Annotated in this window: 14 protein-coding genes, 3 tRNA genes and 1 pseudogene; 10 read left to right on the top strand and 8 right to left on the bottom strand. The window is 56.9% G+C overall.

The features are described from left to right. Window positions 1-4: 4 nt before the first annotated feature. The 3 genes from ptrA to recD are packed head-to-tail and all read left to right on the top strand — an operon-like array spanning window position 5 to window position 8,228. On the top strand, window positions 5-2,872 hold the full coding sequence (gene ptrA / locus EnteroDNA1_RS09805) for a pitrilysin (RefSeq protein ID WP_069303263.1): 2,868 nt from the start codon (window positions 5-7) through the stop codon (window positions 2,870-2,872). Continuing rightward, window positions 2,869-6,411: an exodeoxyribonuclease V subunit beta gene (gene recB, locus EnteroDNA1_RS09800; protein WP_069303262.1), complete on the top strand. Its 3,543-nt coding sequence runs from the start codon at window positions 2,869-2,871 to the stop codon at window positions 6,409-6,411. The genes ptrA and recB overlap by 4 nt, the downstream gene beginning before the upstream one ends. Further along, a complete protein-coding gene (gene recD / locus EnteroDNA1_RS09795; protein WP_064673504.1) occupies window positions 6,408-8,228 on the top strand; it encodes an exodeoxyribonuclease V subunit alpha in 1,821 nt (606 codons plus the stop codon). The genes recB and recD overlap by 4 nt, the downstream gene beginning before the upstream one ends. Window positions 8,229-8,282: 54 nt before the next feature. On the opposite strand, the gene argA is transcribed toward recD, so the two are convergent. Next, on the bottom strand, window positions 8,283-9,614 hold the full coding sequence (gene argA / locus EnteroDNA1_RS09790; protein ID WP_039263334.1) for an amino-acid N-acetyltransferase: 1,332 nt from the start codon (window positions 9,612-9,614) through the stop codon (window positions 8,283-8,285). Between the two features lie 227 nt (window positions 9,615-9,841). On the opposite strand from argA, the gene amiC reads away from it, so the two are divergent. Then, on the top strand, window positions 9,842-11,095 hold the full coding sequence (gene amiC, locus EnteroDNA1_RS09785; RefSeq protein ID WP_029740496.1) for an N-acetylmuramoyl-L-alanine amidase AmiC: 1,254 nt from the start codon (window positions 9,842-9,844) through the stop codon (window positions 11,093-11,095). 88 nt (window positions 11,096-11,183) lie between these two features. Here the strand turns inward: amiC and EnteroDNA1_RS09780 are convergent. The 3 genes from EnteroDNA1_RS09780 to EnteroDNA1_RS09770 form a co-directional block, all read right to left on the bottom strand. Beyond that, window positions 11,184-11,260: transfer RNA gene (locus tag EnteroDNA1_RS09780), tRNA-Met, on the bottom strand. Window positions 11,261-11,304: 44 nt separating this feature from the next. Then, a tRNA-Met gene (locus tag EnteroDNA1_RS09775) sits at window positions 11,305-11,381 on the bottom strand. Between the two features lie 44 nt (window positions 11,382-11,425). Further along, a tRNA-Met gene (locus tag EnteroDNA1_RS09770) sits at window positions 11,426-11,502 on the bottom strand. A 208-nt stretch (window positions 11,503-11,710) separates the two neighbouring features. On the opposite strand from EnteroDNA1_RS09770, the gene mltA reads away from it, so the two are divergent. Together mltA and tcdA are read left to right on the top strand one after the other, a co-directional pair. Beyond that, window positions 11,711-12,808, top strand: a complete 1,098-nt coding sequence (gene mltA, locus EnteroDNA1_RS09765; protein ID WP_033146436.1) for a murein transglycosylase A — start codon at window positions 11,711-11,713, stop codon at window positions 12,806-12,808. Window positions 12,809-12,883: 75 nt separating this feature from the next. Then, window positions 12,884-13,690: a tRNA cyclic N6-threonylcarbamoyladenosine(37) synthase TcdA gene (gene tcdA / locus EnteroDNA1_RS09760; RefSeq protein WP_048979243.1), complete on the top strand. Its 807-nt coding sequence runs from the start codon at window positions 12,884-12,886 to the stop codon at window positions 13,688-13,690. On the opposite strand, the gene csdE is transcribed toward tcdA, so the two are convergent. Both csdE and csdA read right to left on the bottom strand, forming a co-directional pair. Continuing rightward, window positions 13,681-14,127, bottom strand: coding sequence for a cysteine desulfurase sulfur acceptor subunit CsdE (gene csdE, locus EnteroDNA1_RS09755; protein ID WP_023333259.1), 447 nt, complete (start codon window positions 14,125-14,127; stop codon window positions 13,681-13,683). The genes tcdA and csdE overlap by 10 nt on opposite strands. Beyond that, a pseudogene (gene csdA / locus EnteroDNA1_RS09750) lies at window positions 14,127-15,331 on the bottom strand (cysteine desulfurase CsdA). The gene csdE and the pseudogene csdA overlap by 1 nt, the downstream one beginning before the upstream one ends. A gap of 192 nt (window positions 15,332-15,523) precedes the next feature. Here csdA and EnteroDNA1_RS09745 point away from each other — a divergent pair. The 4 genes from EnteroDNA1_RS09745 to rlmM all read left to right on the top strand — a co-directional run bounded on the left by EnteroDNA1_RS09745 (window position 15,524) and on the right by rlmM (window position 18,546). Beyond that, window positions 15,524-15,751 (top strand): YgdI/YgdR family lipoprotein, encoded by a 228-nt coding sequence (locus EnteroDNA1_RS09745; protein ID WP_008499648.1) that lies wholly within the window; start codon window positions 15,524-15,526, stop codon window positions 15,749-15,751. A 349-nt stretch (window positions 15,752-16,100) separates the two neighbouring features. Continuing rightward, a complete protein-coding gene (gene gcvA, locus EnteroDNA1_RS09740) occupies window positions 16,101-17,018 on the top strand; it encodes a glycine cleavage system transcriptional regulator GcvA (protein ID WP_023309032.1) in 918 nt (305 codons plus the stop codon). Window positions 17,019-17,057: 39 nt separating this feature from the next. Next, entirely contained in the window at window positions 17,058-17,453 is a 396-nt protein-coding gene (locus tag EnteroDNA1_RS09735) for a DUF423 domain-containing protein (RefSeq protein WP_023309031.1), read from the top strand. Beyond that, on the top strand, window positions 17,446-18,546 hold the full coding sequence (rlmM, locus tag EnteroDNA1_RS09730; protein WP_069303261.1) for a 23S rRNA (cytidine(2498)-2'-O)-methyltransferase RlmM: 1,101 nt from the start codon (window positions 17,446-17,448) through the stop codon (window positions 18,544-18,546). The genes EnteroDNA1_RS09735 and rlmM overlap by 8 nt, the downstream gene beginning before the upstream one ends. A gap of 54 nt (window positions 18,547-18,600) precedes the next feature. On the opposite strand, the gene xni is transcribed toward rlmM, so the two are convergent. Both xni and EnteroDNA1_RS09720 read right to left on the bottom strand, forming a co-directional pair. After that, window positions 18,601-19,356, bottom strand: coding sequence for a flap endonuclease Xni (gene xni, locus EnteroDNA1_RS09725; protein WP_048979245.1), 756 nt, complete (start codon window positions 19,354-19,356; stop codon window positions 18,601-18,603). A gap of 112 nt (window positions 19,357-19,468) precedes the next feature. Continuing rightward, window positions 19,469-20,836, bottom strand: coding sequence for an L-serine ammonia-lyase (locus EnteroDNA1_RS09720; protein WP_033146431.1), 1,368 nt, complete (start codon window positions 20,834-20,836; stop codon window positions 19,469-19,471). Window positions 20,837-20,862 lie beyond the last annotated feature (26 nt).

Raw genomic sequence — 20,862 nt, 5'->3', positions numbered from 1 at the left:
CACCTTGTTTAAAGCGTTTGTTTTGTTTTTCGCCCTCTGGGTACCTGTCACTCAGGCAGACTCCGGTTGGCAACCCGTTCAGGAAACTATTCGTAAAAGCGAAAAAGATACCCGTCAATATCAGGCTATTCGTCTTGATAACGGCATGACCGTGCTGCTGGTTTCCGATCCGCAGGCGGTGAAGTCCCTCTCGGCATTAGTGGTGCCGGTTGGATCGCTGGAAGATCCTGACGCGCATCCTGGGCTTGCACACTATCTGGAACATATGACGCTGATGGGGTCAAAAAAATACCCGCAGCCGGATAGCCTGTCCGAATTTTTGAAAATGCATGGCGGGAGCCACAATGCCAGTACGGCACCGTACCGCACGGCCTTTTATCTTGAAGTCGAAAATGATGCGCTGGAAGGCGCGGTCGATCGCCTTGCTGATTCCATCGCCGCCCCCCTGCTGGATAAAAAATATGCCGACCGTGAACGCAATGCCGTCAATGCTGAGTTGACCCTTGCCCGCACGCGAGACGGTATGCGCATGGCCCAGGTCAGCGCCGAAACCATCAACCCTGCGCACCCGGGTTCGCGCTTCTCCGGCGGTAACCTTGAGACGTTAAGCGACAAACCGAACAGCCCGGTGCTTGATGCCCTGCACGCGTTTCGCGATAAATACTACTCCGCCAACCTGATGAAAGCGGTCATCTACAGCAATAAACCGTTGCCAGAACTGGCAGGCATGGCGGCTAAAACGTTTGGCCGGGTGCCGAATAAAAATATCGACCTGCCGCAGATAGACGTACCGGTGGTCACGGATGCGCAAAAGGGCATCGTGATCCACTACGTGCCTGCGCTGCCGCGCAAAGTGCTGCGCGTGGAATTCCGCATCGATAACAACACCGCACAGTTTCGCAGTAAAACCGATGAGCTGGTGACCTATCTGATAGGTAACCGTAGCCCGGGTACGCTTTCTGACTGGCTGCAAAAACAGGGGCTGGTGGAAGGTATTCGCGCCGACTCCGATCCGGTTGTGAACGGCAATAGCGGCGTGCTGGCGATCTCCGCCACCCTGACCGACAAGGGCCTGGCAAACCGTGACGAAGTGGTGGCGGCGATCTTCAGCTACCTCTCTTTACTGCGTGAGAAAGGCGTCGATAAGCGCTACTTTGATGAGCTCGCCCACGTGCTGGATCTCGATTTCCGTTACCCGTCCATTACCCGCGATATGGATTACGTTGAGTGGCTGGCGGATACCATGATCCGCGTGCCGGTGGAGCACACCCTCGACGCGGTCAATATTGCCGACCGCTATGATGCCGATGCGGTAAAAGCCCGCCTGGCGATGATGACGCCGGAGAATGCCCGCATCTGGTACATCAGCCCGAACGAACCGCATAACAAGACGGCGTATTTTGTCGATGCTCCTTATCAGGTGGACAAAATCAGCGCGCAGACCTTCGCCGACTGGCAGAAGAAGGCCGGGGAGATTGCGTTAAAGCTGCCGGAGCTGAACCCCTATATTCCGGATGACTTCTCGCTGACCAAAACGACTAAAGATTACCCGCACCCGGCGCTCATCGTTGATGAACCGACGCTGCGCGTGGTGTACACCCCCAGCCGCTACTTCGCAAGCGAGCCAAAGGCCGATGTCAGCGTGGTGCTGCGTAACCCGAAAGCGATGAACAGCGCCAAAAATCAGGTGATGTTCGCGCTCAATGACTATCTCGCCGGGATTGCGCTCGATCAGCTCAGCAACCAGGCGGCCGTGGGCGGGATCAGCTTCTCCACCAACGCCAACAACGGTTTGATGCTCAATGCAAACGGCTATACCCAGCGTTTGCCTCAGCTGTTCCAGGCACTGCTGGAGGGCTATTTCAGCTATACGCCGACGGAAGAGCAGCTTGAACAGGCTAAATCGTGGTATGCGCAGATGATGGATTCTGCGGAGAAGGGCAAAGCTTACGATATGGCGCTTATGCCGGCGCAAATGCTGTCGCAAGTTCCTTATTTCCAGCGAGAGGATCGCCGCGCGCTGTTGCCTTCGATCACCTTAAAAGACGTGCTGGCTTACCGTGACGCGCTGAAAACCAACACGCGTCCGGAGTTCCTGATCGTCGGCAACATGAGTGAGGATCAGGCCAAAACCCTGGCAGAGAATGTACGCACTCAGCTCGGTTCGAAAGGCGACGAGTGGTGCCGCAACCAGGACGTGCTGGTTGAGAAAAAACAGAATGTGATTTTTGAAAAGGCGGGTAACAGCACGGATTCCGCGCTGGCCGCGGTATTTGTGCCAACGGGCTACGATGAATTCGCCAGCTCAGCGCAGAGTGCCGTTCTGGGGCAAATTATTCAGCCGTGGTTCTACAACCAGTTACGCACAGAGGAGCAGCTTGGCTACGCGGTGTTTGCCTTCTCCATGAACGTAGGCCGACAGTGGGGGCTGGGTTTCCTGCTGCAAAGCAGCGATAAACAGCCGGCGTATCTCTGGCAGCGTTACAAGGCCTTCTTCCCGCAGGTGGAAGCAAAACTCCGCGCCATGAAGCCGGAAGAGTTTGCTCAGATCCAGCAGGCCGTCATCGCACAGGTGATGCAGCCGCCGCAGACGCTGGGTGAAGAAGCCTCGCAGCTGAGCAAAGATTTCGATCGCGGTAATCTGAAATTTGATTCGCGTGATAAAGTAGTGGCCGAGATAAAACAGCTGACGCCGCAGAAGGTTGCAGACTTCTTCCATCAGGCGGTCATTAAGCCGCAGGGAATCACCATCCTGTCTCAGGTTTCCGGTAGCCAGAACGGGAAAACGGAGTACGTGAACCCGAAAGGCTGGAAAGTCTGGAAGAGCGTCAGCGCGCTGCAGCAATCTATGCCCTGGAGTAAGAAAGAATGACCGATACCGCTGAGTCCCTTGATCCCTTACGTTTACCTCTGCAGGGTGAACGATTGATTGAAGCCTCAGCGGGAACGGGAAAAACCTTCACCATTGCCGCGCTGTACCTGCGTCTGCTGCTGGGGCTTGGCGGCAACGCCGCTTTTCCACGTCCTTTGAGCGTGGAGGAACTGCTGGTGGTGACCTTCACCGAGGCTGCCACCGCTGAGCTGCGGGGCCGTATTCGCAGCAATATCCACGAGCTGCGCATCGCCTGTCTGCGTCAGAGCACGGATAACCCTCTCTACGCGAGCCTTCTGGAAGAAATTGCCGATAAGCAACAGGCAGCCCAGTGGCTATTGCTCGCTGAACGGCAGATGGATGAAGCGTCCGTCTTCACCATTCACGGTTTTTGCCAGCGTATGCTGAGCCTGAATGCGTTTGAATCCGGCATGCTGTTTGAACAGCAGCTTATTGAAGATGAATCCGTGCTTCGCTATCAGGCCTGCGCGGATTTCTGGCGTCGCCACTGCTACCCGTTACAGCGCGATATCGCCGAAGCGGTACATGCGCTGTGGAAGGGCCCGGAGGCGCTGCTGCGCGCTATCGATCGTTATCTGCAGGGTGAAGCACCGGTCATCAAATCCCCGCCGCCTGCGGATGAAACCCTGGCCTCACGCCATGAAAAAATCATCGCGAGAATTGCCGACATCAAGCAAAAATGGATTGAGTCCGTTGGCGAGATTGACGCAATCATCGAAAATTCCGGGATTGATCGACGCAAGTTTAACCGTGGCAATCAGGGGAAATGGATCGACAAGATCAGCGCCTGGGCGCAGGAGGAGACGCGAGGCTACCAGCTCCCGGATGCGCTGGAGAAATTCTCCCAACGTTTCCTGGCTGATCGGACCAAAGCCGACGGCATTGTGCCTGAGCATCCTCTGTTTGTGGCGATTGAAACCCTGCTGGCTGAGCCCTTAACGCTCAACGATCTGATGATTACCCGCGCCATGACGGAAATTCGCGACGCCGTCGCGCGTGAGAAACGCCGCCGGGGTGAACTGGGGTTTGACGACATGCTGAGCCGCCTCGATGCGGCGCTGTGCAGTGAAAATGGCGAAGCGCTTGCCGCCGCGATCCGGACCCGGTTCCCGGTGGCGATGATTGACGAATTTCAGGATACCGACCCTCAGCAATACCGCATTTTCCGCCGTATCTGGCGCCAGCAGCCCGGTACCGCGCTGTTGTTAATCGGCGATCCGAAACAGGCCATTTATGCCTTCCGCGGTGCGGATATTTTCACCTACATGAAAGCCCGTAGCGAAGTTGATGCGCACTACACGCTTGATACTAACTGGCGCTCCTCTCCCGGCATGGTGGAAAGCGTCAACGCGCTCTTCAGCCGCATGGATACGGCGTTTATGTTCCGGGAGATCCCGTTTCAGCCGGTAAAGTTCGCCGAGAAAAATGCCTCGTTGCGCTTCGAGTTCAACGGCGAGACGCAGCCTGCCATGAACTTCTGGCTGCTGGACGGGGAAGGCTGCGGCGTTGCCGACTATCAAAATGCCATGGCCCAGCACAGTGCCGCACAAATCCGCGACTGGCTCAGTGCGGGCGCGCACGGTAAAGCGCTGCTGTGGAAGGGGGATAAACCAACCCCGGTAAAGGCATCCGATATCACGGTGCTGGTGCGCAGCCGTCAGGAGGCCGCGCTCATCCGCGACGCTCTGACGTTACTGAATATCCCCTCCGTCTATCTCTCAAACCGCGACAGCGTCTTTGAAACGCTGGAAGCGCAGGAGATGCTATGGCTGCTGCAGGCCGTGCTGGCTCCGGAGCGGGAAAGCACGCTGCGTAGCGCATTAGCGAGCGCGATGCTCGGGCTGAACGCGCGGGATATTGATGCGCTCAACAATGACGAAGCCGCGTGGGATGCCGTGGTAGAAGAGTTTGTTCGCTACCGCGAAAAATGGCAGAAGCGTGGAGTCATGGCGATGGTGCGTGAGCTCATGGCGCAGCGCCACATTGCGGAGAATATGCTGGCGACAGCAGGCGGCGAGCGCCGTTTGACCGATATTTTACATATCAGCGAACTGCTGCAGGAAGCCGGTACGCAGCTGGAGAGCGAACACGCCCTGGTACGCTGGCTGGCGCAGCAAATTGCCGATCCGAACAGTAATTCGTCCAGCCAGCAGATGCGCCTTGAGAGTGATAAACATCTGGTGCAGATCGTCACCATTCACAAGTCGAAAGGCCTGGAATATCCGCTGGTCTGGCTGCCGTTTATCGCCAATTATCGCGTGCAGGATCAGGCCTTTTACCACGATCGCGAGTCTTTTGAGGCGGTGCTCGATCTCAGCAACGCGGAGTCCAGCGTTGAGCTGGCCGAAGCCGAGCGTCTGGCGGAAGACCTGCGCCTGCTTTACGTGGCGCTGACCCGTTCGGTCTGGCACTGCAGCCTGGGCGTTGCGCCGCTGTTCCGTCGCCGTGGCGAAAAGAGCGGGGAGAGTGATTTTCATCTGAGCGCGCTGGGGCGGCTTATTCAGCACGGCGAACCCAAAGATGCGGTGGGCCTGCGCCAGTGCATCGAATCGCTTTGCACGGAGCATGTTGCCCTGCATATTCCGTCGCAGCCCGACAATAGCCGCTGGCAGATGCCGGATCTGCGTGAGTCAGATCTCCATGCCCGCCAGGTTGTGCGTACCATTGCCGACGACTGGCGCGTCACCAGCTACTCCGGTTTGCAGCAGCACGGGCAGAGTATTGCGCAGGATCTGATGCCAAAACTGGACGTGGATGCCGCAGGAGCCGGTAGCGTACCCGCTGAGCCGGTGCTCACGCCGCACCAGTTCCCGCGCGGCGCCTCGCCGGGCACGTTTTTGCACAGCCTGTTTGAAGAGCTGGATTTTACCCAGCCGGTTTCCGAAGAGTGGGTGCTGAAAATGTTACAGAGTGGCGGCTACGACGCGCAGTGGCAGCCGGTTCTCACCGACTGGATCCGCGCGGTACTGCACGCGCCGCTCACGACGCAGGGGATCTCGCTGAACCAGTTGACTGCCAAAGATAAGCAGGTGGAGATGGAGTTTTATCTCCCCATCGCCAGCCCGCTCAGGGCCGAGGCGCTTGATGCCCTGATCCGCGAGTACGATCCGTTATCCGCCGGATGCCCGCCGCTGAACTTCCGCCAGGTGCAGGGGATGCTCAAAGGCTTTATCGACCTGGTTTTCCGCCACGAAGGGCGCTACTACCTGCTGGACTACAAATCGAACTGGCTGGGTGAAAGCAGCGAAGCCTACACCCAGGACGCGATGGCCTCTGCCATGCAAATGCATCGCTACGATCTGCAGTACCAGCTTTACACCCTTGCGCTGCACCGTTACCTGCGTCATCGCATGGCCGATTACCGCTACGAAACGCATTTTGGCGGCGTCATTTACCTGTTCCTGCGCGGAGTGGATGGTAACGACCCGCGTTCCGGCGTCTTTAGCACGCGTCCGGCTGCGGAACTGATTGAAAAAATGGATAACCTGTTTGCTGCAAGCACGGAGGAGGTAGCATGACGATGCAGGCGCTACTGCTGGACGCGGTTGAACAACGATTACTGCGTCACCTGGATGTGCAGTTCGCTATGATGGTGGCAGGCGAGGAGCCTGCCGTCATGCTGGCCGCGGCCATTCTGAGTAAAGACGCGGGGGAAGGGCACGTATGTCTGCCGCTGTCGCGTCTGGCGGTGGATGAGAAAATGCCTCCGGCTTTACAGGCGTGTTTCGCGCTGCTGGGTGACGAAGTGGACTGGCAGGGGATATTACTCGGCTCGCCTGCCGTGAGCGGAGCCGATACCGGGACGCCGATGATCCTTGTCGGCGAGCGTTTGTATCTTAACCGGCTGTGGCGTAACGAACTGACGGTAGCGCGCTTCTTCAGCGAGACCAACGCCCCGCTTCCCTGCGATGAAGCGCAGCTCCGGCAAACGCTGGATACGCTGTTTACCTCTGACGACGAGACAAACTGGCAGAAAGTGGCGGCAGCCGTGGCCTTAACGCGACGGATCTCGGTGATTTCTGGCGGCCCGGGCACCGGGAAAACGACCACTGTGGTAAAACTGCTTGCCGCGCTGATCCAGCTATCGGGTGAGAAAAAGTGCCGTATTCGCCTGGCCGCCCCCACCGGTAAAGCGGCGGCACGTCTGACGGAGTCGTTAGGCGGCGCGCTGCAAAAACTGCCGCTAACCGGGGAGCAGCTTGCGCTTTTCCCCAATGAAGCGAGCACGCTGCACCGTTTGCTTGGCGCACAGCCGGGTAGCCAGCGTCTGCGCTATCATGCCGGTAACCCACTGCACCTTGACGTGCTGGTCGTGGATGAAGCGTCGATGATTGACCTGACGATGATGTCGCGTTTGATCGATGCGCTCCCGCCTCACGCGCGCGTCATTTTCCTCGGCGATCGCGACCAGCTTGCCTCCGTTGAGGCCGGGGCCGTATTGGGGGATATCTGTACCTATGCCAGCCTGGGATATACCGCGGAACGCGCGCAGGAGCTGGCCCGTCTCACCGGATGTTCGCTCACGTCTGAAAACCATTCGCTCGCAGGGGCGCTGCGCGACAGCCTGTGTCTGCTGCAAAAAAGCTACCGTTTCGGCAGCGACTCCGGCATCGGCCAGCTTGCGGCGGCGGTGAACCGGGGCGACCGGCGCACCACCACAGCGGTATTTGACGGTACCTTTACGGATATTGAGAAAAAATCGCTGCAAAGCGGGGAAGAGTATCAGGCGATGCTGGACGATGCCCTGCAGGGGTACCAGCACTTTCTGACGGGCGTACAACAGCAAAGTACGCCGGAGCAGGTCATTGCCGCGTTTGGCGAATACCAGCTGCTCTGTGCGCTGAGGGAAAGCCCCTTTGGCGTCAGGGGTTTGAACGACAGGCTGGAACAACTGCTGGCGCAAAAACGCAAAATTAACCGCACCCTGCACTCGCGCTGGTATGAAGGGCGACCGGTGATGATCTCCCGCAACGACAGCGCGCTGGGATTGTTTAATGGGGATATCGGGATTGCGCTCGACTGCGGTCAGGGCCTGCGCGTCTGGTTCCAGATGCCGGACGGGAGTGTGAAGTCCTTCCAGCCCAGCCGTTTGCCCGAGCATGAAACCGCCTGGGCGATGACGGTGCACAAATCCCAGGGCTCCGAGTTTAACCATGCGGCGCTGATCCTGCCCACGCAGCTTTCACCCGTCGTTACCCGCGAGCTGATCTATACCGCCATTACGCGCGCGCGTCAGCGTCTGTCGCTGTATGCCGATGAACGGGTGCTGGTGCAGGCGATCGCCACCCGAACGGAACGCCGAAGCGGACTGGGCGCGATATTTGAGTCACTCTGAACAACGCCAGACATGCAGGCCGGGTACGCGCAGCGCGACCCGGCAAGCGTTGTATTATCCCAGGTCAGCCATCAGCACCTTTGAACGACGCTGATAGTTGTACATCTCTTTCTTCGTTTCCGGCAGAGAATCGATATCCACCGGCGTGAATCCGCGCTCCTGGAACCAGTGAATGCTGCGCGTCGTCAGGACGAACAGCTTGCTCAGCCCCATCTGGCGCGCCTGTGCCGCCACGCGTTCAAGCAGCATTTCGCCGCGTGAAGAGCTACGGTAATCAGGATGCACCGCCACGCAGGCCATTTCACCGATCTTCTCTTCCGGGAACGGATAGAGCGCGGCGCAGGCAATGGTCAGGTTATCGCGCTGAATAATGGTGAATTTATCGATCTCCATCTCCAGCTGTTCGCGTGAGCGACGTACCAGAATGCCCTGCTGTTCCAGCGGGCGGATCAGCTCCAGAATGCCGCCGATGTCATTGATGGTGGCGCGGCGGATCTGCTCCGCACTCTCCATCACAATCTGCGTACCAATACCGTCGCGGGAGAACAGCTCCTGCAGCAGGGCCCCGTCTTCCTGATAGCTGATCAGGTGGCTGCGGCGCACGCCGCTGCGGCAGGCCTTCACGGCGCCACGCAGGAAGCGGACGGTGCCGGAGTGGTAATCGCCTTCGGCTTCCAGCGCTTCCACGCGGGCCTGGGCTTCATTCGGGAAGAGTTCCGGTACGATTGTTCCTTCACCGTCCACGACGCCCTGGGAGGAGCAGAACCCAATCATTTTTTCCGCCTTCAGCTTGATCGCCAGCTGCGTGGCGATCTCTTCGGACGTCAGGTTAAAGCTTTCGCCGGTCACGGAAACGGCGACCGGGCCCATCAGCACGATGGCACCGCTGTCCAGCTGGCGGTGAATAGCTTCTTCATCAATACGACGAATACGGCCGCTGTGGCAGTAATCCACGCCATCGTCCACGCCGAGCGGCTGGGCAATGATAAAGTTGCCGCTCACGACGTTGATATGCGCGCCCTGCAGCGGCGTATTGTTCAGGCTCATGGAGAGACGCGCGGTAATATCCAGCTGCAGCAGACCCGCCGCCTGTTTCACCAGCTCCAGGGTTTTGGCATCGGTGACGCGGGTATGTTTATGGTAAATCGGCTCGTGGTGGTGAGCGGCCAGGTTGGCGTCGATCTGCGGACGCGCGCCATACACCACCACCAGGCGGATCCCGAGGCTGTGCAGCAGGCCAATGTCATTGACGATGCTGGAAAAATTTTCATGCTCAATGGCTTCGCCGCCAAGCATGATGACAAACGTTTTTCCCCGATGGGCGTTGATATAGGGAACAGAATGGCGGAATCCCTGGACCAGTTCGGTTCTACGTTCCTTCACCATGGCACAACCCTTAATGAATGTTTATTCGTAATTTCTGTATTTTTATTCGATTGTGGCCGCGTGTGCAAGCGCAAATTTTCCGCGACCCACAGAAATTGGTAAGTAATCCGTGCGTTAGCGTATGATTGTTTACCCTTTTATAGATGACAGTTTATGCGTCATTCGTTAAAGTTTTCGGTCAATTTGGACATTTTGTATATCAGTCAGTGTTCTTGCTCGGGAGAAGCATGTCGGGATCCAATTCAGCAATAAGCCGCCGCCGTTTGTTAAAAGGGGCCGGGGCAATGTGGTTGCTTAGCGTCAGTCAGGTCGGTCTTGCCGCCACGAGTCAGGTGGTGGCGGTGCGCGTCTGGCCGTCGTCGACCTATACGCGCGTGACGGTCGAATCCAATCGCGTGCTGAAATATAAGCAATTTGCCCTCAGCAACCCGGAACGCGTGGTGGTGGATCTCGAAGGCGTTAACCTCAACTCCGTGCTGAAAGGGATGGCGGCGCAGATCCGCGGCGACGATCCGTTTATTAAATCGGCGCGCGTCGGGCAGTTTGATCCGCAAACCGTGCGCATGGTGTTTGAGCTTAAACAGAACGTTAAGCCGCAGCTGTTCGCCCTGGCGCCCGTTGCGACGTTTAAAGAGCGTCTGGTGATGGATCTCTACCCGGCCAACGCAACGGATATCCAGGATCCGCTTCTCGCTCTGCTGGAAGACTACAACAAGGGCGATCTTCAGCGTCAGGTGCCGCCTGCGCAAAGCGGTCCGCAGCCCGGAAAAGCAGGGCGCGATCGTCCGATTGTGATCATGCTCGATCCCGGCCACGGCGGCGAAGACTCCGGCGCGGTGGGGAAATACCGCACGCGTGAAAAAGACGTGGTGCTGCAAATTGCCCGCCGCCTGAAGGCGTTGATTGATAAAGAAGGCAATATGCGCGCCTATATGACGCGCAATGAAGATATCTTTATTCCGCTGAAGGTCCGGGTGGCGAAAGCGCAGAAGCAGCGCGCCGATTTGTTCGTGTCGATCCATGCGGATGCCTTTACCAGCCGCCAGCCAAGCGGCTCGTCGGTGTTCGCGCTCTCAACCAAAGGCGCGACCAGTACCGCAGCAAGATTCCTGGCTGACAGCCAGAACGCCTCTGACCTGATTGGTGGCGTGAGCAAAAGCGGCGACCGCTACGTTGACCACACCATGTTCGATATGGTGCAGTCGCTGACCATTAACGACAGCCTGAAGTTTGGTAAAGCGGTGCTGGGCAAGCTGGGGAACATCAATAAGCTGCATAAAAACAGCGTTGAACAGGCCGGGTTTGCGGTACTCAAGGCACCGGATATCCCGTCCATTCTGGTTGAAACCGCCTTTATCAGTAACGTCGAAGAGGAGCGTAAGCTCAAGACGGCAAAATTCCAGCAGGAGGTTGCGGAGTCGATTCTGGCGGGGATACGGGCGTATTTCTCTGACGGGGCGACGCTGGCGCGACGCGGATAATGCTTTCAGCCGGGTAAACGCCCGGCAAATGCACAAACGACAGATACAAAAAAACACCCTTGAGGGTGTTTATTGTTTTCAGAAGTGTTGGTTGCGGGGGCCGGATTTGAACCGACGACCTTCGGGTTATGAGCCCGACGAGCTACCAGGCTGCTCCACCCCGCGTCCGTCTTTCTACTCGTGTAGAAACTTACTTCTTCAAATTTGATTGGTTGCGGGGGCCGGATTTGAACCGACGACCTTCGGGTTATGAGCCCGACGAGCTACCAGGCTGCTCCACCCCGCGTCCGTCTTTCTACAGTCGTAGAAGATACTTCATCAAATTTTAATTGGTTGCGGGGGCCGGATTTGAACCGACGACCTTCGGGTTATGAGCCCGACGAGCTACCAGGCTGCTCCACCCCGCGTCCGTGGATGCGCACTATACTCGGATAGGTTTGTGATGCAACCCCTTTTTTACATAAATCATGATTTTGTATGCAAATTGAACGACATGGCTCTGTTCGGACTATTTTTTGCGCAAAATTTGCCAAAGGGCATGCGATCGCATTTCATTAGCCCTGGCGGTTTGTTATCTTCATCACGCGGAAATGGGCAACTTAAAGACGAGATATAATGAAAGGACGTTGGGCGAAGTATCTGATGGCGGGCGCAATGGTAGCGATTCTTGCGGCCTGTTCTTCCAAACCGACCGATCGCGGTCAACAGTATAAAGACGGGAAGTTATCCCAGCCTTTCTCTTTAGTTAATCAGCCTGATGCCGTCGGCGCACCGATTAATGCCGGTGATTTCTCTGAGCAGGTCTACCAGATCCGCAACGCGTCGCCGCGTCTGTATGGCGCCCAGAGTAGCGTGTATAACGCGGTCCAGGACTGGCTGAAAGCAGGCGGCGATACGCGCAACATGCGCCAGTTTGGTATCGACGCCTGGCAGATGGAAGGGGCCGATAACTACGGCAACGTCCAGTTTACCGGTTACTACACCCCGGTTATCCAGGCACGACACTCGCGTCAGGGCGAGTTCCAGTATCCTATCTACCGTATGCCGCCAAAACGCGGTCGTCTGCCGTCTCGCGCTGAGATCTACGCCGGTGCGCTGAGCGAAAATTACGTTCTGGCCTACAGCAACTCCCTGATGGATAACTTCATCATGGACGTTCAGGGCAGCGGCTACATTGATTTTGGCGACGGGTCGCCGCTCAACTTCTTCAGCTATTCCGGTAAAAACGGTCACGCCTATCGCAGTATCGGTAAGGTGCTGATCGACCGCGGCGAAGTGAAGAAAGAAGATATGTCGATGCAGGCGATCCGCGAGTGGGGCGAGAAACACAGCGAAGCCGAGGTGCGCGAGCTGCTGGAGCAGAACCCGTCGTTCGTCTTCTTCAAACCGCAAAACTTCGCGCCGGTGAAAGGGGCGAGTGCAGTTCCGCTGATTGGCCGCGCGTCGGTAGCATCGGATCGTTCGATTATTCCTGCAGGCACCACGCTGCTGGCTGAGGTTCCTCTGCTGGACAATAACGGCAAGTTCAACGGTCAGTATGAACTGCGTCTGATGGTGGCGCTGGACGTCGGCGGGGCGATTAAAGGCCAGCACTTTGACATCTATCAGGGCATTGGCCCTGACGCAGGCCATCGCGCGGGCTGGTATAACCACTACGGACGCGTGTGGGTACTGAAGGCAGCTCCGGGAGCTGGAAACGTATTCAGCGGCTGATTGTGGTATTCTGAGCGCAATACGGATTACTGTTCAGGGTGAGGAAAACCTCACCCTTTTTACATCTGAGGTTTTATGTCTGTGGTAATCAGCGACGCCTGGCGCCAGCGTTTTGGCGGTACGGCACGTTTATATGGTGAAAAAGCCCTGCAGCTGTTTGCGGATGCGCACGTCTGCGTCGTGGGCATTGGTGGTGTGGGGTCGTGGGCGGCAGAAGCGCTGGCGAGAACCGGTATTGGCGCAATCACGCTGATTGACATGGATGACGTTTGCGTCACCAACACCAACCGTCAAATCCACGCCCTGCGCGATAACGTCGGCCTGGCGAAGTCTGAGGTCATGGCGGAACGTATTCGCCTGATAAACCCGGAATGTCGGGTCACGGTGATCGACGACTTTGTGACGGCAGATAACGTCGCGGAGTACATGAGCAAAGGCTACAGCTATGTGATTGACGCCATCGACAGCGTGCGGCCAAAAGCGGCGTTGATCGCTTACTGCCGTCGGTACAAGGTGCCGCTGGTCACGACGGGCGGTGCGGGCGGGCAAATCGATCCGACGCAGATCCAGGTGGCCGATCTGGCGAAAACGATCCAGGATCCGCTGGCGGCCAAGCTGCGTGAGCGCCTGAAGAGCGATTTTAACGTGGTGAAGAACAGCAAAGGCAAGCTCGGCGTCGACTGCGTGTTCTCGACCGAAGCGCTGGTCTACCCGCAGGCGGATGGCTCAGTCTGCGCGATGAAAAGCACGGCGGAAGGGCCAAAACGAATGGATTGCGCCTCAGGTTTTGGTGCGGCCACCATGGTGACCGCCTCCTTCGGCTTTGTGGCGGTGTCTCACGCCCTCAAGAAAATGCTGGCGAAGGCGGAACGTCAGGCCTGAGCCTGACGTGCGGCATCCAGTACCGCGTCGCTGAGCGCGATCAACCCCTGACCGCGCGAGGCGCTGAGCTGCGCGCGCAGCCCCAGTTCATCAAATAACGCCAGCGGCGAATGTGCCAGCAATTCCGCCGCGCTTTTCCCTTCCACAGCGGTCAGCAATACTGCCAGCAGGCCCCGGACGATGCGGCCTTCGCTGTCGCCGAAGAAGTGCAGCTTCTCGCCGGAGACGCTAACCCCCAGCCAGACGCGGTTTTCACAGCCTGCGATCTCTTTCGCCTGCGCTTTAAGATCGTCTGAAAGGGCCGGGAGCTGTTTACCCAGCAGGATTAGCTGTCGATATTTATCTTCCCACTGCTGGAGCGGGGCGAAGGTCTGTTTTAAGGTCTCTTCTGTGATGACGGTGCCAAACGGATGTCCGGCTAAAGCAGCGCTAGTCATTAATCCACCAGTATTTCAAGGGCGCGGTCAACGGCGGCAACCAGCGCGTCGACATCGCTTTGGGTATTGTACGGCGCAAACGAGGCGCGCAGCGTACCGTTAACGCCAAGCGCCGCCAGCAGCGGCTGGGCGCAGTGCTGTCCGGCACGCAGGGCAATGCCGTACCCGGCCAGCAGCGTCACCATGTCGCTATGGTGAACGCCCGCGAAATCAAAGGCCAGCAGGCTTGAATCCTGAACGCGGAACGAGCGGAAGCCCGGGCGCTTTTTGAGCTCTTCCTCTGCCAGCGTCGCCAGCCCCCGGCTCCAGCTTTCAGCCTGAACGATGTCTGTTTCTGCCAGCCACTCCAGCGCCGCGCTTAAGCCAATCACCCCCGCCACGTTCGGCGTACCGGCTTCCAGTCGATAGGGAACATCCTGAGTTTTGAAGCCATCGAACGACACTTCAGTGATCATTTTGCCGCCACCGAGCCACGGCGTCATTTTTGCCAGCAGTTCTGGCTTGCCGTACAACGCCCCAATACCGGTTGGCCCGTAGAGCTTATGTCCTGAGAAGGCATAGAAATCGATATCAAGCGCCTGCACATCAGCGGGGAAATGCACCACGCCCTGAGCGCCGTCGACCATCACCACCATCCCGCTGGCATGGGCTATGCGAATAGCCTGAGCCAGGTCCGGGCAACCACCCGTGACGTTCGACATCTGTCCGAGCGCCAGAATGCGGCTGCGGGGGTAATCAGCTCTGGGAGACGGGCAACGTCGGGAAGAAGGTCTGCACCCAGTGGAAGCTTCACCACGCGTGCACCCGTTTGCTCTGCCACCATCAGCCATGGCACCAGGTTGGCGTGATGTTCCGCCTCGCTGACGACGATCTCATCGCCCGGCTGAAGCAGCAGGCGCGCGTAGCACTGGGCCACCATATTGATGGCTTCGGTCGTGCCGCGCGTCCAGACGATGTTTTTCCCGCTTTCGGCATTGATCAGGCGTGCGACCTGATCGCGTGCGGCTTCATAGCGCGCGGTTAATCGCTGCGCTTCGGCAAACTGGCTGCGATGCACGTTCCCGGCGCTCAGACTGTAGAACTGCTGCGTGGCCTCAATCACCGCCTGTGGCTTAAGGGCGGTGGCGGCGCTATCCAGGTAAATACCGGCATCGGCCAGGGCCGGAAACTGTGCGCGGAACTGCGCAGGACTGAAAGCGTTCATGGGATTCCTCATTTCAATATAGCGATCGTCGCGCAATTTCAGCGGCAGGGCAAGGAGGTTGATATCTATCAGAATTGTCTGCTTATCCTTACGGCCTCAAAAAAGCAGGTTATGCTAAATAGTGTTAGGCGGATGTTTTAGCCTGTTATAAATCGAGGTTTGAATAGCATTAATTGCTAAAGGAGAATAATCATGAATAAGACAGCTGCAATCATTTCTGCCTGTGCGTTTACTTTTGCCCTGAGCGCCTGTTCCGGTAACAACTACGTGATGCACACCAACGATGGTCGTTCTATCGTTTCGGAAGGGAAACCGACTACCGATAATGATACCGGGATGATTTCGTACAAAGATGCTAACGGGAACAAGCAGCAGATCAACCGCACGGACGTGAAAGAGATGAAAGAGATCGAGCATTAACAGATCGCAGGCGAAAAAAAAGCACCGCAAATTGGCGGTGCTACATTAATCACTATGGACAGACAGGGTAAATGTACAGGAAGTGAAAAATTGGTAGCGTTGCTACCGTGGTCTGAATCGCAGACCAATTGCAAACACAACAACACAACATCACAACCGTAAGCCAAAAGCCCTTCAGAACACGCATTCCGAAAAAAGCTCTTCGTTCCGGCTCAGGAAGTGCCGCCACTATAGGTATTTGCTGGTAGTTCCTCAACGGACAAATTATAATGGCTCAGATAAAAAAAACTAATAGGTTAAACGTTGTTTCCTGTTTGTTAAATCCCGTTAACATCTAAGCCAGATAACCATGTCAAAGCGATTGCCACCTCTTAATGCATTACGAGTTTTTGATGCAGCAGCACGTCATCTGAGCTTTACCCGCGCAGCAGATGAGCTTTTTGTGACACAGGCCGCAGTAAGTCACCAAATCAAGTCTCTGGAGGATTTTCTGGGCCTTAAGCTGTTTCGTCGACGCAACCGTTCGTTGCTGTTGACCGAAGAGGGGCAGAGCTATTTTCAGGATATTAAAGAGATTTTTTCCCAGCTTACGGAAGCCACGCGTAAGCTGCAGGCTCGCAGTGCAAAAGGTGCTCTGACCGTCAGTTTATTGCCCAGTTTTGCCATTCATTGGCTGGTGCCAAGACTCTCAAGCTTTAACTCAGCTTATCCGGGGATCGACGTTCGAATCCAGGCGGTAGATCGTCAGGAGGACAAGCTGGCCGATGACGTGGATGTCGCCATTTTTTATGGTCGCGGTAACTGGCCGGGCTTGCGCGTTGAAAAATTATACGCAGAATATCTCCTGCCGGTCTGTTCTCCCCTGCTGTTAACAGGTGAGAAGGCGCTGAAGTCACCCGCTGACCTGGCTCAGCATACGCTTTTGCATGATGCCTCTCGCCGCGACTGGCAAACTTATACCCGTCAATTAGGTCTTACACATATTAACGTGCAGCAGGGACCCATTTTTAGCCACAGTGCGATGGTGTTACAGGCTGCCATTCACGGGCAGGGCGTGGCGTTGGCGAACAACGTCATGGCGCAGTCCGAAATTGAGGCAGGCCGCCTGGTTTGCCCTTTTAATGATGTACTGGTCAGCAAGAATGCGTTTTATCTGGTTTGTCATGACAGTCAGGCAGAACTGGGTAAAATAGCCGCCTTCCGGCAGTGGATACTGGCGAAAGCGGCAACCGAGCAAGAAAAATTCCGCTTCAGGTATGAGCAATAACGTTTGTGTGCCGGGCACGCATCAACTCAGGACTTAAACATGACCAGCCGATTCATGCTGATTTTTGCCGCGGTGAGTGGCTTTATTTTTGTTGCACTGGGCGCCTTTGGCGCACATGTATTAAGCAAGTCTTTAGGCGCAGTAGAGATGGGCTGGATCCAGACCGGCCTTGAATATCAGGCGTTCCACACGCTGGCTATTTTTGGGCTGGCGGTGGCGATGCAGCGTCGTATCAGTATCTGGTTTTACTGGAGCAGCGTGTTTATGGCGCTGGGTACCGTGTTGTTTAGCGGTAGCCTGTACTGCCTTGCGCTCTCACATTTGCGCCTGTGGGCGTTCGTTACACCTGTCGGCGGCTTCAGCTTCCTGGCGGGTTGGGTATTAATGTTTATCGGAGCTATCCGTCTGAAACGCAAGGGCGTTGTTCATGAATAAGGTTGTTTTATATTGTCGCCCGGGGTTTGAGAAAGAGTGCGCCGCGGAAATTACCGATAAAGCGGCGAAGCGCGAAGTCTTCGGCTTTGCCCGCGTAAAAGAAAACGCGGGTTATGTCGTATTCGAGTGCTATCAGCCTGAAGACGCAGACAAGCTGGCGCGCGAGCTGCCGTTCAGCTCGCTGATCTTTGCTCGCCAGATGTTTGTCGCGGGTGAGCTGCTGAAGGATCTTCCGCCGGAAGACCGCATCACGCCAATTGTCGGCATGCTGCAGGGCGTGGTGGAGAAAGGCGGCGATCTGCGCGTTGAAGTGGCGGATACCAACGAAAGTAAAGAGCTGATGAAGTTCTGCCGTAAGTTCACCGTGCCGCTGCGAGCGGCGCTGCGTGATGCGGGCGTGCTGACGAACTACGAAACGCCGAAGCGTCCGGTGGTGCATATCTTCTTTATCGCACCAGGCTGCTGCTATACAGGCTATTCGTACACCACCAACAACTCTCCCTTCTTTATGGGCATTCCGCGTTTGCGCTTCCCGTCCGATGCGCCAAGCCGTTCCACGCTCAAGCTGGAAGAGGCGTTCCACGTCTTTATCCCGGCGGATGAGTGGGATGAACGTCTGGCAAACGGCATGTACGCCGTCGACCTTGGCGCGTGCCCGGGCGGCTGGACCTATCAGCTGGTGAAACGCAATATGTGGGTATCGTCCGTTGATAACGGTCCAATGGCGCAAAGCCTGATGGACACCGGGCAGGTTACCTGGCTGCGGGAAGACGGTTTCCGCTATCGCCCGAACCGTAACAACATCTCGTGGATGGTGTGCGATATGGTTGAGAAGCCGGCAAAAGTCGCCGCGCTGATGGCCTCCTGGCTGGTGAACGGCTGGTGTCGTGAGACCATTTTCAACCTCAAGCTGCCGATGAAAAAGCGCTATGAGGAAGTATCGCAGAACCTGGCCTACATTCAGGAGCAGATGGACGAGCACGGTATTAACGTGGAGATCCAGGCGCGTCAGCTGTATCACGACCGTGAAGAGGTGACGGTGCATATTCGTCGCTGGTGGGCTGCGATTGGCGGACGTCGCGACGAGCGATAGTACGTGCTTTGTTTTGCCCGGTGGCGCTACGCTTACCGGGCCTACAGAAAAGCGTTAACGCTCTAATCTCAACTGCTGTAAATTCCCGTCCAGCTGTAAATCCGTCTGTAGCGTTGCGATTTCCCGGCAGATAAACGCCATCTCTTTATGCGCCTCCAGCTTCTTGCGCCACTTTTCTGGCACCTCATCCAGACGGGCGTAAATCCCTTCCAGACTCTGAAAATCCTTCAGCAGCTGCGCGGCGCTCTTCGGCCCAATACCGGCGACACCCGGAACCTTAGAGCTGCTGATGCCTGCCAGCCCCCAGTAATCCGGCAGTTGCTCAGGCGAGACGCCGAACTCGCTGGCAATAAACGGCGCGTCCAGCCAGCGTTTTTGAAAATAGTCGCGAATGCGGATAGTCGGAGAAAGTAGCTGGCAGTAGCCTTTGTCAGTTGAAACGATAGTGGCCTGATGTCCGGCGCTTGCCACCTTTACGGCCAGGGTGGCCGCGAGATCGTCGGCTTCATTTCCCTGTGCACCCCAGCAGGGAACGCCCCGCTGTTCAAATGCAGCGCGCAGCATGGGCAATTCAGCGTGAAGATCGTCCGGCATCGGGGCGCGTCCGGCTTTGTAGTCGGGCAGACGCTGGTGTCGCCAGCCCGTGTTGCGGGCTTCGTCATCAAATACCGCGACCGCGTGGGTGGGTTCACTGTGGCGAATAAGCTGTTCCAGCGCGTGCAGACAGGTGTCTTTACAAGGCGTCCCCTGTACCGCATGGATACGGCGGATCAGGTTAAGAGCATCGACGATAAGTAAATGAACGGCCACAGATAATCTCCCTTCTATCTCATGCGTGAAGGGTAACACTGTCAGCAGCGTGAAACTATGAATGGTGGGGAAAACAGGAAGAAGCCTCGCAAAACGAGGCTTCCTGAGGGGCTTAATCGCAGGTCACGATCTTCATCGCCAGGCCGCCGCGAGAAGTTTCGCGGTATTTGGCGTTCATATCTTTACCGGTTTCGTACATGGTTTCGATAACCTTATCGAGACAGACGCGCGGCTCGCTGGTGCGGCGCAGCGCCATACGTGCCGCGTTCACCGCCTTCACGGAGGCAATCGCGTTACGTTCGATGCACGGTACCTGTACCTGTCCGGCAACCGGGTCACAGGTCAGCCCAAGGTTATGTTCCATGCCGATTTCCGCAGCAATGCACACCTGTGTCGGGCTTGCACCCAGCAGTTCGGCCAGACCCGCCGCCGCCATGGAGCACGCCACGCCGACTTCACCCTGACAGCCCACTTCCGCACCGGAAATAGACGCGTTCATCTTATACAGCGAACCAATCGCACTGGCGACCAGCAGGTAGCGCGCCAGCGAATTCGCGTTCACTTCACGGATAAACTTGTCGTAGTACGCCAGCACCGCCGGAACGATACCGCAGGCGCCGTTAGTCGGCGCGGTGACCACGCGGCCCCCGGCAGCGTTCTCTTCGTTTACCGCCAGGGCGAACATGTTGATCCAGTCTACAACGGCCATCGGGTCTGTCGTCGTTTTGTCGGTGCTCACCAGCATACGGCGCAGCGCAGCAGCGCGACGCGGCACGCGAAGCTTGCCCGGCAGAACGCCCTCGGTGGTGATCCCGCGCTCAATACCGCCGCGCATCACTTCCCAGACGTTAGTGAAGTGCTGTTCGAGCTCTTCTTTACTGTGAAGCGCCAGCTCGTTTTTCATCATCAGGCCGGAGAGGGAAAGGCCCGTCTCCTGGCAGTGACGCTGAAGATCCGCCGCCGTTTTGTACGGATACGGCACTTCTACAGAAGAGGTATTGGTTTGACCAAAGTGGTCTTCGTCGACGATAAAGCCGCCGCCGATAGAGTAATACGTCTGGCTGTATACCGCTTTGTCGCCGGCCAGCGCGGTAATGCGCATGCCGTTTTCGTGCAGCGACAGGTTGTCCGCATGGAAATTCATGCAGTGGTCAACCGGGAATTCAACCTCATGCTCACCGTTCGCCAGCAGCAGGCGGCCGTGGGTGTTCACATCCTGGATGAAGCCAGGGATCGCATCAATATCAACGGTGTCCGGCAGGTTTCCCGCCAGGCCCATGATAATGGCGATATCGGTATGGTGGCCTTTCCCGGTCAGGGAAAGCGAGCCGTATACATCGACAACCACGCGGGTAATGTCATGCAAGATGCCGCGTGCAATCAAGTCATCCGTGAACTGCTTACCGGCTTTCATTGGTCCGACGGTGTGAGAGCTGGAAGGACCAATACCGATTTTGAAGATATCGAATACGCTAATCATGATGCGTCCATTGCTTTCAGTCAGAG

Origin of the sequence: Enterobacter sp. HK169, assembly GCF_001719105.1 — a bacterium.
GTDB lineage: Bacteria > Pseudomonadota > Gammaproteobacteria > Enterobacterales > Enterobacteriaceae > Enterobacter > Enterobacter asburiae_B.
This window is presented reverse-complemented; position numbering and strand designations above follow the sequence as displayed.

Bases quoted from the DNA above. Each gene is read 5' to 3' on its own strand.
- recB (WP_069303262.1), top strand. From the start codon at position 2,869: ATGACCGATACCGCTGAGTCCCTTGATCCCTTACGTTTACCTCTGCAG.
- recD (WP_064673504.1), top strand. From the start codon at position 6,408: ATGACGATGCAGGCGCTACTGCTGGACGCGGTTGAACAACGATTACTG.
- argA (WP_039263334.1), bottom strand. From the start codon at position 9,614: ATGGTGAAGGAACGTAGAACCGAACTGGTCCAGGGATTCCGCCATTCT.
- amiC (WP_029740496.1), top strand. From the start codon at position 9,842: ATGTCGGGATCCAATTCAGCAATAAGCCGCCGCCGTTTGTTAAAAGGG.
- mltA (WP_033146436.1), top strand. From the start codon at position 11,711: ATGAAAGGACGTTGGGCGAAGTATCTGATGGCGGGCGCAATGGTAGCG.
- tcdA (WP_048979243.1), top strand. From the start codon at position 12,884: ATGTCTGTGGTAATCAGCGACGCCTGGCGCCAGCGTTTTGGCGGTACG.
- csdE (WP_023333259.1), bottom strand. From the start codon at position 14,127: ATGACTAGCGCTGCTTTAGCCGGACATCCGTTTGGCACCGTCATCACA.
- EnteroDNA1_RS09745 (WP_008499648.1), top strand. From the start codon at position 15,524: ATGAATAAGACAGCTGCAATCATTTCTGCCTGTGCGTTTACTTTTGCC.
- gcvA (WP_023309032.1), top strand. From the start codon at position 16,101: ATGTCAAAGCGATTGCCACCTCTTAATGCATTACGAGTTTTTGATGCA.
- EnteroDNA1_RS09735 (WP_023309031.1), top strand. From the start codon at position 17,058: ATGACCAGCCGATTCATGCTGATTTTTGCCGCGGTGAGTGGCTTTATT.
- rlmM (WP_069303261.1), top strand. From the start codon at position 17,446: ATGAATAAGGTTGTTTTATATTGTCGCCCGGGGTTTGAGAAAGAGTGC.
- EnteroDNA1_RS09720 (WP_033146431.1), bottom strand. From the start codon at position 20,836: ATGATTAGCGTATTCGATATCTTCAAAATCGGTATTGGTCCTTCCAGC.